We start from the raw sequence: 15,188 nt of genomic DNA, 5'->3' as shown, positions 1-15,188 counted from the left end.
AGATATATACTAGGATTAATAAATAAATCCTACTTAAGGAGTGATTGTTATGATATCATTTTTAATTTCATTAGTATTATTAGTAGTTGGTTATTTTACTTACGGTAAGTTTGTGGAAAAAGTTTTTGGAACAGATGACTCTTTTAAAGCACCTTCTGAAACAATGCAAGATGGGGTTGATTTTGTTCCAATGAGTTGGCCAAGAATATTTTTAATTCAGTTTTTAAATATTGCAGGTTTAGGGCCAATATTTGGGGCTATAGCTGGGGCTTTATGGGGACCAGCAGCATTTTTATGGATAGTATTTGGATGCATATTTGCAGGTGCAGTTCATGATTTCTTTACTGGAGTATTATCTATGAGAAATAATGGAGCTTCAGTAGCAGATTTAGTTGGTAAATATTTAGGGGATATACCAAGAAAAATAATGGTTGTTTTTTCTGTAGTTTTATTAGTTTTAGTTGGAGTTGTATTTTTAACAGGTCCTGCTGATTTATTAAAAACATTAACAGGAATAGATAGAAATATATTTATTGTAATAATTATAATTTACTATATTTCAGCAACAGTTTTACCAATAGATAAGATTATAGGGAAAATTTATCCTCTTTTTGGAGCATGTCTTTTAATAATGGCAGTTGGGATAGGAGTTGGAATTTTAATAGAGGGATATACTATTCCTGAAATCCAATTTGTTAATTTTCATCCAAAGGGAACACCAATATTTCCTTATTTATTTATAACTATAGCTTGTGGAGCGATTTCAGGTTTCCATGCAACTCAATCACCAATAATGGCAAGATGCGTAAGAAAAGAATCAGAAGCAAGAAAAGTATTTTATGGTGCCATGATTGCTGAAGGTGTAATTGCATTAATATGGGCTGCAGCCGCTATGAGTTTCTTTGGAGGAACAGAAGGATTAAATACAGCATTAGCAAATGGTGGTCCAGCTACTATAGTAAATACTATATCAAATTCTTTAATGGGTAAGATTGGAGCTATACTTGCCATATTAGGGGTAGTAGCATGTCCTATAACTTCTGGTGATACAGCATTTAGAAGTGCAAGGTTAACTATTGCAGATACTATGGGAATGAAACAAGATAAGTTTGCAAATAGATTTAAAATAGCAATACCTTTATTTGCTGTAGGAATAGCATTAACTTTTATAGACTTTGCTATAATTTGGAGGTATTTCTCTTGGGCTAATCAAACTTTAGCTATGATAATGTTATGGGCTGCATCAGCTTATTTAGTACAAGCTAAGAAAAATTATTGGATTTGCGCAGTACCAGCAGTATTTATGTCAGCTGTAACTAGTGCATATATACTTCAAGCACCAGAAGGTTTTAAATTAGCAGCTGGAATTTCAAATATAGTAGGAATAATATTTTCATTAGTTTTATTTGTAATATTTATTAGATATACAAGAAAGAATCAAAAAGTTTAAATGAATAATATATAAAGATATTAAAAAGTAGTAGCTAAATAATATTAACTACTACTTTTTTTCTGTTGAAAAATATTAAAGGTATGATATTATCATAATAAGTACAAACTAGCTTAATGAGAAGGTGAAGCAAATGAGAAAATTTGATTATAGTAATTTAACAGGAAAAGTAGTTACAAGAGAGGATTTTAGTTATGAAGAAGATAGAAAAAGCTGGAATAGGGCTATTGAAAAATATCCTTTAGTAATTATCTACTGTTATAATAGAGAAGATATTATTAATTCCATAAAGTGGGCAAGAGATAATTTTGTACCAATTAGAATAAGATCAGGTGCTCACAACTATGAGGGATATTCTACAGGAAACGATGTAGCAATTATTGATATAAGTAATATGAATGATATTGATATAGATGAAAAAAATAATATAGTAAAAATACAAGGTGGGGTAAGGAATAGAGAGTTGTATGAATTTTTAGGTGAGAGAAATTATCCTTTTCCAGGAGGTGGATGTCCTACAGTTGGAGTTTCTGGATTAGTATTAGGAGGAGGATGGGGATATTCAGCTAGATTATTAGGACTTGCTTCTGATAATTTAATTGAATTAGAACTTATAAATTATAATGGTGAAAAAATAATTGCAAATAAAGATAAAAATGAAGATTTATTGTGGGCATCTATGGGTGGCGGAGGAGGAAACTTTGGTGTAGTTACATCAATGACATTTAACCTTCCAGAGAAAATAAAAATGGCTACATTGATAAATTTAGATTATAAGAATGTAAGTATGGAAGAAAATATAAATATATTTGAAGTTTGGCAAGAAGAATTTAAAACATTAGATAAAAGATTTAATTTTAAAATGGGAATATATAATTCAAAAGAAAAAGGTAGAGGAGTTCGAATTACAGGGCTATTTTATGGGACCAATGAAGAGGCTAATATAATTTTAAGTCCATTTAGAAATCTATCTAAGATAAGTGACTTTGATTTAGAGTATATTACAGTATTAGAAGCTAATAGAAGAATTCAAGATAGTCATCCACCATATGAAAAATATAAATCTACAGGAAGATTCGTATATAAAGATTATACTAAAGAAGAAATAATAGATATAGTAAATTTAGTAAAAGATAGAGAAGAAGGCTCTATATATGCAGCTGTTTCATTTTATGGATTAGGAGGAGTTATTTCTAATAAGGATAAAGTAAATACAGCTTTTTATTATAGAGATGCAAAATTTATTATGGGATTACAGTCAGTTTGGGAAGAAGCTGAATATGCACCTATAAATAGAGAATGGGTTAAGGAAAAGTTTAAGTATATAAAATCAATTACTAAGGGATCATTTATTAATTTTCCTATTGCAGAACTTGATAATTATGAAAAAGAATATTATGGAGAGAATAGTATAAGATTAAGAACTATAAAGAGTAAGTATGATCCAGAAGATGTATTTAATTTTCCACAAAGTATAAAAATAAATAATGATTAATATCAATAATCTTAGGGAGGAATATTTTTATGGAAAAATTCAATGGAGAGTTAAAAATGGCACAAGGAAAAGGTGGTGCATACATAGAAATTCCTTTTAATGTAGAAAATGTATTTGGAGCAAAAAGAGTTAAAGTAAAAGTAACCTTTGATGGAGTTGAGTATAGAGGATCAATAGTCAAAATGGGAGGGGGATGCCACATAATAGGAGTAACTAAAGAAATAAGAGGTAAGATAAATAAGGATTTTGGAGATATGGTTTTAGTTACAGTAGAAAAAGATGAAGAAGAGAGAGTTGTACAGGTTCCTGAAGATTTAGAATTAGAACTAGCTAGAGATAAAGAGATTAATGATACTTGGAATAGTATGTCTTTTTTAAATAGAAAAAAATATGTTAATTGGATAGTATCTGCCAAAAGAGAAGAAACTCGTAGTAATCGTGTAAAGGAATCTTTAAGAATGCTAAAAAATAAAAAAAGTTTAATTAGCTAAATAATAATTATTCAAATTTAAATTTATTATTATAAAATAAGGGGGAAATTTTATGATTAAACATATTGTAATGTGGAAGCTAAAAGATAATGCAGAAGGAGAAAATAAAATTACAAATGCTAATAAAATTAAAAAATTAATAGAAGACTTAAAAGAATTAATAAGTGAAATAAAATTTATTGAGGTAGGTATAAATATAAAAGAAGGTTCTCAAGCATATGATATTGTTTTAAATTCAGAATTTAGTAGTTTAGAGGATTTAGATAGTTATCAAAAAAATAAAAAACATTTAGAAGTAGCAAAATTTATAAGTAAGGTATCAGAAGAAAGAGCAGTAGTAGATTATAGGATTTAATAAAAAATCAGCTAAGATTTTCTTAGCTGATTTTTTATTTAGTATTTATTTATATTTGACATATTTTGAATATTCCAGTTTCCAGGAACCTGCTCATGTCTAATTGAATAATGTATTCTTCTAGAAAGCTCTTTCCAATTAGGTAAACTTCTAATTTGAGAAGAGAATTTCTTAGAAAAATATGATAATGATTTTGAAATTAAATCAGAGGAACTATTTTCAATAGCTAAAGGATATATATATCTTTCTTGACTTCTTATACTTGTAAGCATTTCATAAGCATCAATTGATGAATCTCTTGCAGCAAGATTTATTTGCTCTTTTAAACTATCACTAATATTTTCGGGATAGCTTACTTCTAAAGTTATTTTGTAACTTACAGTTCTAGTTTTTGTACAAGGGATTTTACTTTCAATGGTTCTACCATCTATTGAACCAATATTTTCAATAAATACATCTTCTTTATATTCAGGTATATCAACAACAGAAAGAACTCTAGAATAAATGTTTTTAACACCTTCATTAGAAAATTCAGTTTTTATATTTTCTCTAAACGTATCATTTGGGTTTTTGTAACAATATCCAGTACAGTCCTCATTTGAAGAGTTAGACCTGTAACATATGAAAGAATCTATTTTCTTTAAATCAATTCCAAAGTATCCCCAATTAAATCCCATCCATCTAAATCCAGAAATAGATACCTTATCTACAGTTATTAGATAAATCCAATAACTACGTCCACTTACTTCCCAAATATAAGTAAATTTATATAAGCAAAAGCTTATTGCATTAGGGCTTACAGCTTTAGTACTAACTCCTTTAGATTTAGAAGAATTAAATGATTGAACTCCAGGATCATTTTTACTTGGTATATAGCTTGGAGGCTTTCCAAGTTTCATGCTAGGATTATTTATGCCAGGATTATTAGGTGGTTGAGGAAAATTCCCAAATGGAGGAATTCTATTAGAATCAGTACTGTATTCATTTAAATTTTCATCATGATTATAGAAATTTTCATCATGATTATAGAAATTTTCATTTCTATAACTATCTTCATAAATAATCATTTTTAACTCCAAATATATTAATTAATTAATAGTATATTTTTATATTTAAATAAATGTTACACTTTATAGTTAAATTATTATTAAGTAAACTTAACTTAAATAAAGACATTAGTATAAAAAGGTGTTATAATTTATAAAGATTTAATAAACAGAGGTGATTAGATGAGTAGCATATCAGGAAAAGGTTGCGAAAGAATGATTCCGACAGAGGAAAAAAAATCATTAGAAGAAATTGAACGTAGTATCGTTAAGAAATATAGAAAGCATATTTGGTCTAAATTTATAAAAGCAGTAAAGGATTATAAATTAGTAGAAGATGGTGATAAAATAGCTGTTGCTATATCAGGAGGAAAGGATTCTTTATTAATGGCTAAATGTTTCCAAGAATTAAAGAGACATGGTCAAATGAATTTTGAATTGGAATTTATAGCTATGGATCCAGGATATCACCCTCAAATTAAAGAATTACTTATAGAAAATTGTGAGCATTTAGGTATTCCTGTATATATTTATGAGGGTGGGATATTTGAAGTTGTAGATAAAATGGCTAAAGATTATCCTTGCTATCTTTGCGCTAGAATGAGAAGAGGATCATTATATAGTAAGGCAAAAGAACTTGGATGTAATAAATTAGCTTTAGGACATCATTATAATGACGTCATAGAAACAACTTTATTAAATGTTTTATATGCAGGTAATTTTAAAACAATGTTACCTAAATTTAAATCTTCTAATTTTAAAAATATGGAGCTTATAAGACCTTTATATTATGTAGAGGAAGATTATATTAAAAGATTTACAAATTATGCAGGAATATGGCCACTAAACTGTGCTTGTATGGTTGCGGCTGAAAAAATAGGAAATAAAAGGTATGAAATAAAAGACTTAATAAAAGAATTAAAGAAAAATTTTGATGGTGTAGAAAAATCAATATTTAAGTCAGCAGAGAATGTTAGTATGGATGCTATTTTAGGTTGGGAAAAGGGCGGAAAGAAAACAAAATATTTAGATGTATATGATGAAGAATAGATTATTTTAAATTTATAAAAATCTATATTATATGTTAAGTAATATTGTTACTTTCACATATAATATAGATTTTTTCTTATAATACATATTTTCTTATAGCATAAGCAACCCCATTTTTATAATTTTCCAAAGTTGTGTACCTACAAATATTTTTTACTTCTTTATTTGCATTTCCCATAGCAATACTATATTTAACTTTTTCTAGCATAGAAATGTCGTTATAATTATCACCAATGGCAACGACATCTTTTAATTCAATATTAAGATAATTAGCTAAAAATTCAAGAGCTTTCCCTTTAGAAGCATTTATGTTAGTTGCATCAAAATTATGAAATGCGGAAGAAGATATGTTTAAGGATTTTATATGAGAAAGATCTTTTCTTCCATTATCTAATCTTTCTTGGTTAAATGAGTTTGCTGCTATATAAAATAGTTCTTTATTAGAAGATAGAATTTCTTCATAGTTTGAAACTCTTACAATGCTTTTATTTTCAACAGTAAATAATTCAAGTAAAGTAGTGAATCCCATATTTGCAAGTGGCGAATTAAGTTCTTCAGTATTATTATAGTCATATTTCAAACGCTTTGAATTATCATCTTTTTGAAAAATTATATCTTCAGTAAATACTGAGTAAGGAAAGTTATTTTTGTCCATGTAATCTAAAACTAATTTAGCATCTTTTTTTTCAATTGGATATGATGCTAATTTTTCACCAGTTGATTTATGGACCATAGCACCATTTGAAGATATTATATAATTAGGATATAAATTAGCAGATTTTAATATGTTATAGGCATCAAGAAAGGGTCTTCCAGTACAAGGAATAACTTCTATTCCTTTAGCTTGTACATCTTTTAAAGCCTTTGCGTTTTCATAGCTTATATTTTGACAATCATCTAGTAAAGTTCCATCTAAGTCAGTAATAAATAATCTCATAATTACCTCCTTTAGTATAAAAAATTATTGTTTTGATATTATAGTAACAAGAAAAGGAATAAATGTATATCAAAATTTAGAATAATTTTAATAGTGAGATAAATACTAGTAGTATAAACTTGGAGGTGATTAGTATGGCAAAACATGGACAACAAGCTTCATGGGAAAAGAAAAGATATAAATCTCCTAAGAAAAGTGAAGCAGCAAAGGTACCAGAAGTAAGTAAAGAAGAAAAACAATAAAGATAGAACTCAAATGAGTTCTATTTTTATTAAGAAAATTAAGAATATATTAAAATTATGACAATAAATTTTAATATGTTTTTTTATTAAATAATATATGATATAGTTTTTATATAGACTATAGAAAATAGGAGTGATAAACAATGGATAGAGAAAGTATTTTATCAATGGATCCTAATATTTTAGTAAGTATGGTAAATATGAAATTAAGGGATTTATATTCATCTTTAGAAGCTTTTTGTGAGGATATAGGAATAGAATCTAAAGAATTAGAGGATAAACTTTCTGCTGTAGGTTATAATTATGAAAAGAAACAAAATCAGTTTAAATAATAAAAATTTTAGAATCTGTTAAGTAGTTATGAAAAAATAGCTTGATTTTTCATAGAATTACTTGCTCTTTGAAAATTATATAAGTTTGAATGTTTTATTGTATGGCAAATAAGCCTACAATAGCATTGATTTTTTGCAGGTTAATCAAAGGTATTAATTAAAATTAAGTAGCAACAAAGCAAGAGTTTTTGGAAAGGGTATCGCTAGTAAAGCCAGCAACTTCAGCTGGAATATAATTATTTAATGAACCATGAGGTCTAATAAAGTTATAGTGAAAGATAAATAAATATATAAGGTTATTAGCTTTCTGAAAAGAGTTGAATCCTTTCTTGGTTTTATACCAGGCTTTAAATGTTTTATTAAATGATTCAATTAAATTATTATTTGTATCACTAGACATTGGAGCTACAGGAATATGAGTTGTATTGGGCAATAGCGTAGCCACGGCTTCATTATATGAAGGTAATCTATCAGTTATAAAACTAACTGGTTCACCAAATTTTTTAGCTTCATTTACCAATGTGTACGCTGAATCAGAACTTCTAGATTTAGTTAAATGAAATGCTAAAATAAATCTAGTTTCTGAATCAATAGCTAACCAAAGGTAGTATCTTTCACCATTAATAAATACTACTGTTTCATCAGCGTGCCAATCGTCAGATTGTAGGTTTAAACTAGCTTTAAATTTATCAGCCTTTTGTTTAAAGAAAGGTGAAAATTTATTAGTCCAACTCGCTATCGTAACATGAGATACCTTAATTCCAGAGTTAATCATCAAGAATTGAGAAATAGCCCTTGTTGACGAATTATTTAAAAAATAGAGTGTGAGTGTAGTTAATATAACATGAAGTGGAAAACGCAGTCCTTTCATAGAAAGTGATCCGGTAATAGCTTCGCTAGAAGCTGGATCAATGTTAAAATTGTGATGATTGACTATAATATGGTTATATTTTTTATTATTACATTTATAGCGATTATAATGTTTGTAGGAATGATGTAAGTAAGTGCCTTTACGCACTTAGGGCATCTAGGATAGTTTTTTAAAACTCGGCTACTGACTTTGTCAGGAGCGAATTGTCGCTTGCAATTTTGGTATTGATATTTTTGATTAGCCTGCTTGTATAAACCAAACTTATATAGTTTATTTGAATGACAGCGAGGACATTTAATATTTGTTTTGTTCATTGTTCTTCTCTCCTGTTCTAGGGGGAAATTAGTTCTTGTCAAACTTATTGTATTTCCTAGAGTTGAGAAGAGCAATGTTCATATAACTTAACAGATCGAAATTTTATATAGGGAGGCAAATTTATGAAAATAAAGAAAGCAGGGAAAATAGCTTTGTTAGTAGCGGCATCTACTGCACTAGTGGCTACATTAATAAATGATAAAAAAATTAAAATAGGAAATAGAATAGAAGAAGGAAAAAATAATAATTAATTTTAAAAAATTAAGGGGGAAAGACAGTGGTCTTCCTCTTTTTTTAATGTACAGGAAAGTATAAAAATTTTGAAGGCTGAAAGTTAGATATTATCTAGCTTTTAGCCTTCAAATATGTTAGATTAATTAATTATAAATTAGAGGTTTAACAGATGAAAAAAGGTAAAATAAAAAGAATATTAGAAGACCATTGGAAAGAGTTTGAAAAGTTATATAAAAATAAGATTAGACCTAATGTTAAAAAGGAAGTAGAAAAAGTTTTAAAGTGTAAAGATACAAAGTATGGATTTATTGAATTGAAGTGTAATAATTGTAATACTACAAAGAGAATCGGATTTACATGTAAAAGTAGATTTTGTACTTCATGTGGAAAGATTTATACGGATAATTGGATTGATAATATGTTGGGAAATTTAATAAATGTTAGGCATAGACATATAGTTTTTACTATACCAAAAGAATTAAGAGAATTCTTTGGACTGGATAGACAAAGACTTAAGATATTGCCGAAGTGCGCAGCGAGAGCTGTTACGAGTTGGATGCATAGTTTAAATAGAAAGGAGGAATTCACACCAGGTATAGTAACTGTAATACATACATTTGGAAGAGATTTAAAGTGGAATCCTCATGTACATATGATGGTTACAGAAGGAGGGAGAGGAAATATAACAGAATGGAGGCATATAAGGCACATATCTTATGAATCATTAAGAAAAAGATGGCAAAAGGTTTTGTTAGATGAAATAACTTATATAAATGGAAATACAAAAGAAATTAAATTACTAAAAAATAAACTATATAAAGAGAAAGATAAAGGTTTTTATGTTCATGCTAAAACTGAGATAAAATCAGCGAAGACAGCAGCAAAATATGTAGGGAGATATGTGGGACGTCCTGCGATAGCGGAATCAAGGATTCTTAAATATGATGGTGAAAATGTGACTTATAAATATACTAGACATGAAGATAATAAGGTCATAGTTGAAACTGTACATGTATATGAGTTCATAAAAAGAATAATAAGACATATTCCAGAGAAAAATTTTAAAATGATAAGATACTTTGGAATTTATTCTAGAAGAAGCAAAGGAAAATTTAATTTTATAAAAATGATAGATGAAAAGATATTAAGTATAAGAAGATCTATAGCAACTTGGGAGAATAGAATACTGGCAATAAGTGGTGTAAATCCGTGTAAATGTCCTAACTGTGGTAATAAAATGAGATTTCATGATATTGTATATCCTAAATATGGGTCCATGAGGGAACGGCTGAGAATTAAGATTATAGAAGAGAATGAAGAAAAATTAGAAAAGGCTATAGAAAATTATGCTATTACTAAACGTATATTAAGTGGTAAAATAATTCCGAAAACAACTTAGTTGGAGGAAGTAAGATGAAAACAGAGGAAATATTATATATTTGTACTATTTGCGGAGCTAAAGAAAATATTCCTAAAGAAGTAGTTGAATATTTTGATGAAATGGATCAAAGCAATGTTGATGAACCACCATGCTTTTCATGTGAAAAGTGCGGAGGAGTAATGAGGCCTAAAGAGTATACTGGAGTATATGGAATAAAGTATTAATTAATAGGAAAAATATAGCATAGAACAGATATCGGTTCTATGCTTCTTAAGGTACTTAAAATTAAATTCCCGAAGGGAGCGTGGCGAAAGCCACTTTTTTATTATATTTACTTTTAAGTTTATTTTATCTAAAATGATATGTGATAGATAAGAATCTGTTAAGTTGATATGAAAAAATAGCTTGATTTTTCATAGAATTACTTGCTCTTTGAAAATTATATAAGTTTGAATGTTTTATTGTATGGCAAATAAGCCTACAATAGCATTGATTTTTTGCAGGTTAATCAAAGGTATTAAATTTAATTAAGATGCTGAAAACCAAGAGTTTTTAGCAAAGCTATCGCTGGCGAAGCCGGCAACTTCTGCTGGAGTACAGTTATTTAATGATCCATGTGGTCTAATAAAGTTATAGTGAAAGATAAATAAATATATAAGGTTATTAGCTTTTTGAAAAGAGTTGAATCCTTTCTTGGTTTTATACCAGGCTTTAAATGTTTTATTAAATGATTCAATTAAATTATTATTTGTATCACTAGACATTGGAGCTACAGGAATATGAGTTGTATTGGGCAATAGCGTAGCCACGGCTTCATTATATGAAGGTAATCTATCAGTTATAAAATTAGCTGGTTCACCAAATTTTTTAGCTTCATTTACCAATGCGTATGCTGAATCAGAACTTCTAGATTTAGTTAAATGAAATGCTAAAATAAATCTAGTTTCTGAATCAATAGCTAACCAAAGGTAGTATCTTTCACCATTAATAAATACTACTGTTTCATCAGCGTGCCAATCGTCAGATTGTAAGTTTAAACTAGCTTTAAATTTATCAGCCTTTTGTTTAAAGAAAGGTGCAAATTTATTAGTCCAACTGGCTATCGTGACATGAGATACTTTAATTCCAGAGTTAATCATCAAGAATTGAGAAATGGCTCTTGTTGATGAATTATTTAAAAAATATAGTGTTAATGCAGTTAGTATTACATGTAGCGGAAAACGCATTCCTTTCATTGAAAGGGAACCACTAACTAATTCACTAGAAGCTGTATCAATATTGGTGGTGTGATGTTTTACTATTATGTGATTACACTTCTTGTTATTGCACTTATAGCGATTGTAATGTTTATATGCATGATGTAAGTAAGTTCCCTTACCGCATCTAGGACATTTAGGATTATTTAGTTTAGGACGTCCGTCACCGTCGCCTAGGACGAATTGGCGCTTACACTGCTTACATTGATACTTTTGTTTAGCCTGCTTATTCATACCAAACTTATATAGTTTATCAGAATTACAGCGTGGGCATTTTATATTAGTTTTGCTCATTGTTCTTCTCTCCTTTTCGAAGGGGGTATTATTTAGTCTTGCAAACCTATTGTATTTCCTTGGGTTGAGAAGAGCAATGTTCATATAACTTAACAGATCGATAGATAAAAAAGGGGGATAAATATGAAAAGTAAAGTAGATTTAATATCAGATAATATTTTTAAAACTTTAATAAAATTATCATTACCAATACTAGGAACTTCATTTATCCAGATGGCATATAACATGATAGATATGCTTTGGATTGGTAGAGTAGGAAGTGATGCTGTTGCAGCAGTTGGAACAGCAGGATTCTTTACTTGGTTTGGTAGTGCTTTAGTTTTTATATCTAAAGTTGGGGCTGAAATTGGAGTTTCTCAATCTATAGGAAAAGATAATTTAAAGGAAAAAAATAAATTTGTATATAATAGTCTATTAATAAATATTATTACAGCTCTAATATATACAGTTACTCTTATAATTTTTAGAAAACAACTTATAGGATTTTTTAATTTAGGAGATATAAATATAATTAATATGTCTATAGATTACTTAGTAATAGTTTCTATAGGAATGATATTTATGTTTTTAAATCCATTGTTTACGGGGATTTTTAATGCATCAGGAAATAGTAAAACTCCTTTTATAATAAATACAATAGGTTTAGTATTCAATATAGTATTTGATCCTATATTAATATTTGGTATGGGAGGATTTCCGGAATTAGGGGTTAAGGGAGCTGCTTTAGCAACTGTATTTGCTCAAGTTATAGTTGCTATAATTTTTATAATAGAGTTTATAAAAAATGGATATAGTTTAAGCTTAAATAATAAAAAGTATATAGACAAATTATATATTTTTAGAATTTGCAAGTTAGGATTACCAGCAGCATTACAAAATGGATTATTTTCAATTTTTGCTATGTTAATAGGGAAAATTATAGCAGGTTGGGGTCCAGTGTCAATAGCGGTACAGAAAGTAGGTTCTCAAATAGAAGCAATATCGTGGATGACAGCAGGTGGATTTTCTACAGCATTAACATCATTTATTGGACAAAATTATGGAGCTAATAAGTGGGATAGAATAATAAAAGGTTATAAAGCAACTATGATAATGGCAATTATAGTTGGAATATTTGCCACAGTATTGTTAGTGTTTTTTGGAGAACAAGTATTTTCATGGTTTATAAAAGAAGCAGATGCTATAGAGCAAGGAAAGGTTTATCTTAAGATTTTAGGGTATTCACAGTTATTTATGTGCTTAGAAATAACTACAGCAGGGGCTTTTTCTGGCTTAGGAAACACAATTACACCATCTTGGATAAGCATTATATTTACAGGATTTAGAGTTCCATTATCAATTATATTATCAAACATTGATTTTTTGGGTATAAATGGAATATGGTGGAGTATAAGTGGAACAAGTATGATAAAAGGAGTATTAATAATTATATTATTTATGCTAATGGTGTTAATTCCCAATAAGAAAAAAATTAAAATGTGTTGACAATTTTAGGGAAGTATCATAGTATAATATTAAGAAAATACTTAGAATAATCCTTTGAAGAGGAAGAGTAGCTACTATGTAAGGTTTAAGAGAGCTGGAGATGGTGTGATTCCAGTACTGTAGCAAGTAGTGAATGGGCCTTTGAGGAGTGAGGTGAAATCTTTTTAGAAAGTAGCTGATCCGTAATTCCCACGATATAGGGAATAGGGTATGTTAGTACCTGAAAATGAGAGGCTTTTTATAAGCAATTTAGGTGGCAACGCGGATATCTCCGTCCTATATTTTATAGGACGGAGTTTTTTTATTTATTTGTAAAAATTATATGGGGGTGTTGAAAATGTTATGAAGTGAATGGTGGTATAAGACGTAGAAAAATAGTTTTTAATTTTAGGAGGAATAGAAAATGAATAGAAATGAAAATGTTAAAAAAATGATATTGAACTCAATATTAATAGCTATAGGAGCATTATTACACCAAATTACCCCTGTATTAGGTTTGCCAATGCAACCAGACTTTGCAATAGCAATTTTATTTATAATTATTATAAGTAATAAAGATTATAAAACAACTTTAATATCAAGCATTATAATAGGAATATTTACTGCTTTAACAACTAAATTTCCAGGTGGACAACTTCCCAATATAATAGATAAAGTATTAACAGCAAATATTATTTATTTTATATTATTACCTTTGAGAAATAGAGTTAGTGATAACGTAAAGATGATACTATCATTAATATTTGGAACAGTTTTAAGTGGGTTAATTTTCTTATATTCAGCACAATTAATAGTTGGACTACCAGGAGAATTTATGAATTTAGTAAAAGTAGTTGTTATACCAGCAGCTATTATGAATGCTATATTAGGAAGTATTTTATATAAAGCAATTACAATTGCATTTAAAGCTACAGGAATGAATTTTAGCGTAAAATAATAAGAGACTAGGATAAACCCTAGTCTCTTATTATTTTTTCATAATTTTATAAAGCTCAGGTGTGTTTTCATCTATAGCCTTAAATTTATAACCTTCAGACTTATAATACTTTATTATGTTTGGCAATGCTTTTGCAGAGTTTTTATGCATATAAGAACAATGCATAAGAAGTATTACTTTATTTTGATTTTTATTTGAGCAAGCTTTTTTTATTATTGTTTCAGGTGAAGAATTTGGATTAGCTCCATCACCACTATCAGTATTCCAATCATATACTCTTAAATTATTTTCATGAAGTAAGTCAATCATTGATTGATTTAATTTATAAGTATTATTGTTACAACCAAAAGGAAATCTTAAAATATGATATTTTTCTCCAGTAACTTTGTAAAGACTTTCTTGATCTTCAAGCATTTCTTTTAAGAAGCCTTCATTTCCACGATATAGCTTTGCTTTTTCATGAGAAAAGCTATGTAATCCTATGCTATGACCTTCATTTTTCATTCTAAGAATAGTATTTTCTTGTCCTTGAATTTGTTCTCCTATAATAAAAAAGGTAGCAGGAACATTTTCTTCTTTTAATGTATCTAATATTTTAAGTGTTGTTTTACCACCTGGACCATCATCGAAAGTAAGATAAACTATTTTTTCTTCGGATTCTGTATTATCATTTTCATTATGTATTGTTAAAGCATTTGGACAAATATTATAAGAAATAAATAATATAAAAACTAAAGAGAAAATGAAAATATTTAATTTATTTTTCATTACATATTACCTCCTTGTTTGTAATATATAATTTAGTATTTCCGAATATAAGTATAATATAGTATTAATTATTTGGAAAAAAGTAAAATTATATTGCAAAATAAAATTAAAGTTGCTATAATTGAGCACAGAAAATAAAAAAATTCTTTAATTTAGTCCAGAGAGGCTGATAAGAAGTTTAGTAATTAAATTATGTAATTCTTGGTTTTGGGGATTATTATAACTTCTTGCAGCTAAATGTCAAGGAGT

At 28.2% G+C, this 15,188-nt stretch carries 15 protein-coding genes, 1 pseudogene and 1 other annotated feature; of the genes and pseudogenes, 11 read left to right on the top strand and 5 right to left on the bottom strand.

Annotated elements, in window-relative coordinates:
• The first annotated feature begins 49 nt into the window (after window positions 1-49).
• The 4 genes from CP523_RS03045 to CP523_RS03030 all read left to right on the top strand — a co-directional run bounded on the left by CP523_RS03045 (window position 50) and on the right by CP523_RS03030 (window position 3,791).
• Complete coding sequence (locus tag CP523_RS03045; RefSeq protein ID WP_066678434.1) at window positions 50-1,450, top strand: carbon starvation CstA family protein; 1,401 nt, start codon at window positions 50-52, stop codon at window positions 1,448-1,450.
• Window positions 1,451-1,583: 133 nt separating this feature from the next.
• Window positions 1,584-2,945: an FAD-dependent oxidoreductase gene (locus CP523_RS03040; protein ID WP_120140474.1), complete on the top strand. Its 1,362-nt coding sequence runs from the start codon at window positions 1,584-1,586 to the stop codon at window positions 2,943-2,945.
• A 29-nt stretch (window positions 2,946-2,974) separates the two neighbouring features.
• A complete protein-coding gene (locus CP523_RS03035) occupies window positions 2,975-3,436 on the top strand; it encodes a YdeI/OmpD-associated family protein (RefSeq protein WP_066678436.1) in 462 nt (153 codons plus the stop codon).
• A gap of 52 nt (window positions 3,437-3,488) precedes the next feature.
• Window positions 3,489-3,791 (top strand): Dabb family protein, encoded by a 303-nt coding sequence (locus tag CP523_RS03030; RefSeq protein ID WP_066678437.1) that lies wholly within the window; start codon window positions 3,489-3,491, stop codon window positions 3,789-3,791.
• Window positions 3,792-3,829: 38 nt separating this feature from the next.
• Here the strand turns inward: CP523_RS03030 and CP523_RS03025 are convergent, their stop codons facing one another.
• Window positions 3,830-4,858, bottom strand: coding sequence for a hypothetical protein (locus CP523_RS03025; RefSeq protein ID WP_066678439.1), 1,029 nt, complete (start codon window positions 4,856-4,858; stop codon window positions 3,830-3,832).
• A 162-nt stretch (window positions 4,859-5,020) separates the two neighbouring features.
• Here CP523_RS03025 and CP523_RS03020 point away from each other — a divergent pair, with 162 nt between their 5' ends.
• Window positions 5,021-5,887: a tRNA 2-thiocytidine biosynthesis TtcA family protein gene (locus CP523_RS03020; protein WP_066678442.1), complete on the top strand. Its 867-nt coding sequence runs from the start codon at window positions 5,021-5,023 to the stop codon at window positions 5,885-5,887.
• 76 nt (window positions 5,888-5,963) lie between these two features.
• Here the strand turns inward: CP523_RS03020 and CP523_RS03015 are convergent, their stop codons facing one another.
• Entirely contained in the window at window positions 5,964-6,824 is an 861-nt protein-coding gene (locus CP523_RS03015) for a Cof-type HAD-IIB family hydrolase (RefSeq protein WP_066678444.1), read from the bottom strand.
• Between the two features lie 385 nt (window positions 6,825-7,209).
• Between CP523_RS03015 and CP523_RS03010 the strand changes: the two genes are divergently transcribed.
• The gene (locus tag CP523_RS03010; protein WP_066678445.1) at window positions 7,210-7,398 is read left to right on the top strand and encodes a DUF4250 domain-containing protein; all 189 of its coding nucleotides are present in this window, start codon (window positions 7,210-7,212) and stop codon (window positions 7,396-7,398) included.
• A gap of 163 nt (window positions 7,399-7,561) precedes the next feature.
• On the opposite strand, the pseudogene CP523_RS03005 reads toward CP523_RS03010, so the two are convergent.
• Window positions 7,562-8,583: pseudogene (locus CP523_RS03005) on the bottom strand (IS6 family transposase).
• A 123-nt stretch (window positions 8,584-8,706) separates the two neighbouring features.
• Between CP523_RS03005 and CP523_RS16440 the strand changes: the two are divergent.
• From CP523_RS16440 to CP523_RS02995, 3 genes are all read left to right on the top strand, one after another.
• Window positions 8,707-8,835, top strand: a complete 129-nt coding sequence (locus CP523_RS16440; protein ID WP_265586022.1) for a hypothetical protein — start codon at window positions 8,707-8,709, stop codon at window positions 8,833-8,835.
• 152 nt (window positions 8,836-8,987) lie between these two features.
• Window positions 8,988-10,217 (top strand): IS91 family transposase, encoded by a 1,230-nt coding sequence (locus CP523_RS03000; protein ID WP_120140379.1) that lies wholly within the window; start codon window positions 8,988-8,990, stop codon window positions 10,215-10,217.
• Window positions 10,218-10,231: 14 nt separating this feature from the next.
• Window positions 10,232-10,423, top strand: a complete 192-nt coding sequence (locus tag CP523_RS02995) for a hypothetical protein (RefSeq protein WP_066677279.1) — start codon at window positions 10,232-10,234, stop codon at window positions 10,421-10,423.
• Window positions 10,424-10,726: 303 nt separating this feature from the next.
• Here the strand turns inward: CP523_RS02995 and CP523_RS02990 are convergent, their stop codons facing one another.
• Complete coding sequence (locus tag CP523_RS02990; RefSeq protein WP_120140473.1) at window positions 10,727-11,749, bottom strand: IS6 family transposase; 1,023 nt, start codon at window positions 11,747-11,749, stop codon at window positions 10,727-10,729.
• Window positions 11,750-11,872: 123 nt separating this feature from the next.
• On the opposite strand from CP523_RS02990, the gene CP523_RS02985 reads away from it, so the two are divergent.
• Window positions 11,873-13,234, top strand: a complete 1,362-nt coding sequence (locus CP523_RS02985) for an MATE family efflux transporter (RefSeq protein WP_066679188.1) — start codon at window positions 11,873-11,875, stop codon at window positions 13,232-13,234.
• A gap of 45 nt (window positions 13,235-13,279) precedes the next feature.
• Window positions 13,280-13,516 (top strand) — a binding site (T-box leader).
• A 121-nt stretch (window positions 13,517-13,637) separates the two neighbouring features.
• Window positions 13,638-14,171, top strand: a complete 534-nt coding sequence (locus CP523_RS02980; protein WP_066679186.1) for a tryptophan transporter — start codon at window positions 13,638-13,640, stop codon at window positions 14,169-14,171.
• A gap of 30 nt (window positions 14,172-14,201) precedes the next feature.
• On the opposite strand, the gene CP523_RS02975 is transcribed toward CP523_RS02980, so the two are convergent.
• Window positions 14,202-14,939: a polysaccharide deacetylase family protein gene (locus CP523_RS02975; protein WP_066679184.1), complete on the bottom strand. Its 738-nt coding sequence runs from the start codon at window positions 14,937-14,939 to the stop codon at window positions 14,202-14,204.
• Window positions 14,940-15,188: the final 249 nt, after the last annotated feature.

Source organism: Clostridium septicum (genome assembly GCF_003606265.1).
Taxonomy (GTDB): Bacteria; Bacillota; Clostridia; order Clostridiales; family Clostridiaceae; genus Clostridium; species Clostridium septicum.
The sequence above is the reverse complement of the archived record's forward strand: the minus strand, read 5'-3'. Positions and strand labels throughout refer to the sequence as shown.

Bases quoted from the DNA above. Each gene is read 5' to 3' on its own strand.
- CP523_RS03045 (WP_066678434.1), top strand. From the start codon at position 50: ATGATATCATTTTTAATTTCATTAGTATTATTAGTAGTTGGTTATTTT.
- CP523_RS03040 (WP_120140474.1), top strand. From the start codon at position 1,584: ATGAGAAAATTTGATTATAGTAATTTAACAGGAAAAGTAGTTACAAGA.
- CP523_RS03035 (WP_066678436.1), top strand. From the start codon at position 2,975: ATGGAAAAATTCAATGGAGAGTTAAAAATGGCACAAGGAAAAGGTGGT.
- CP523_RS03030 (WP_066678437.1), top strand. From the start codon at position 3,489: ATGATTAAACATATTGTAATGTGGAAGCTAAAAGATAATGCAGAAGGA.
- CP523_RS03025 (WP_066678439.1), bottom strand. From the start codon at position 4,858: ATGATTATTTATGAAGATAGTTATAGAAATGAAAATTTCTATAATCAT.
- CP523_RS03020 (WP_066678442.1), top strand. From the start codon at position 5,021: ATGAGTAGCATATCAGGAAAAGGTTGCGAAAGAATGATTCCGACAGAG.
- CP523_RS03015 (WP_066678444.1), bottom strand. From the start codon at position 6,824: ATGAGATTATTTATTACTGACTTAGATGGAACTTTACTAGATGATTGT.
- CP523_RS03010 (WP_066678445.1), top strand. From the start codon at position 7,210: ATGGATAGAGAAAGTATTTTATCAATGGATCCTAATATTTTAGTAAGT.
- CP523_RS16440 (WP_265586022.1), top strand. From the start codon at position 8,707: ATGAAAATAAAGAAAGCAGGGAAAATAGCTTTGTTAGTAGCGGCATCT.
- CP523_RS03000 (WP_120140379.1), top strand. From the start codon at position 8,988: ATGAAAAAAGGTAAAATAAAAAGAATATTAGAAGACCATTGGAAAGAG.
- CP523_RS02995 (WP_066677279.1), top strand. From the start codon at position 10,232: ATGAAAACAGAGGAAATATTATATATTTGTACTATTTGCGGAGCTAAA.
- CP523_RS02990 (WP_120140473.1), bottom strand. From the start codon at position 11,749: ATGAGCAAAACTAATATAAAATGCCCACGCTGTAATTCTGATAAACTA.
- CP523_RS02985 (WP_066679188.1), top strand. From the start codon at position 11,873: ATGAAAAGTAAAGTAGATTTAATATCAGATAATATTTTTAAAACTTTA.
- CP523_RS02980 (WP_066679186.1), top strand. From the start codon at position 13,638: ATGAATAGAAATGAAAATGTTAAAAAAATGATATTGAACTCAATATTA.
- CP523_RS02975 (WP_066679184.1), bottom strand. From the start codon at position 14,939: ATGAAAAATAAATTAAATATTTTCATTTTCTCTTTAGTTTTTATATTA.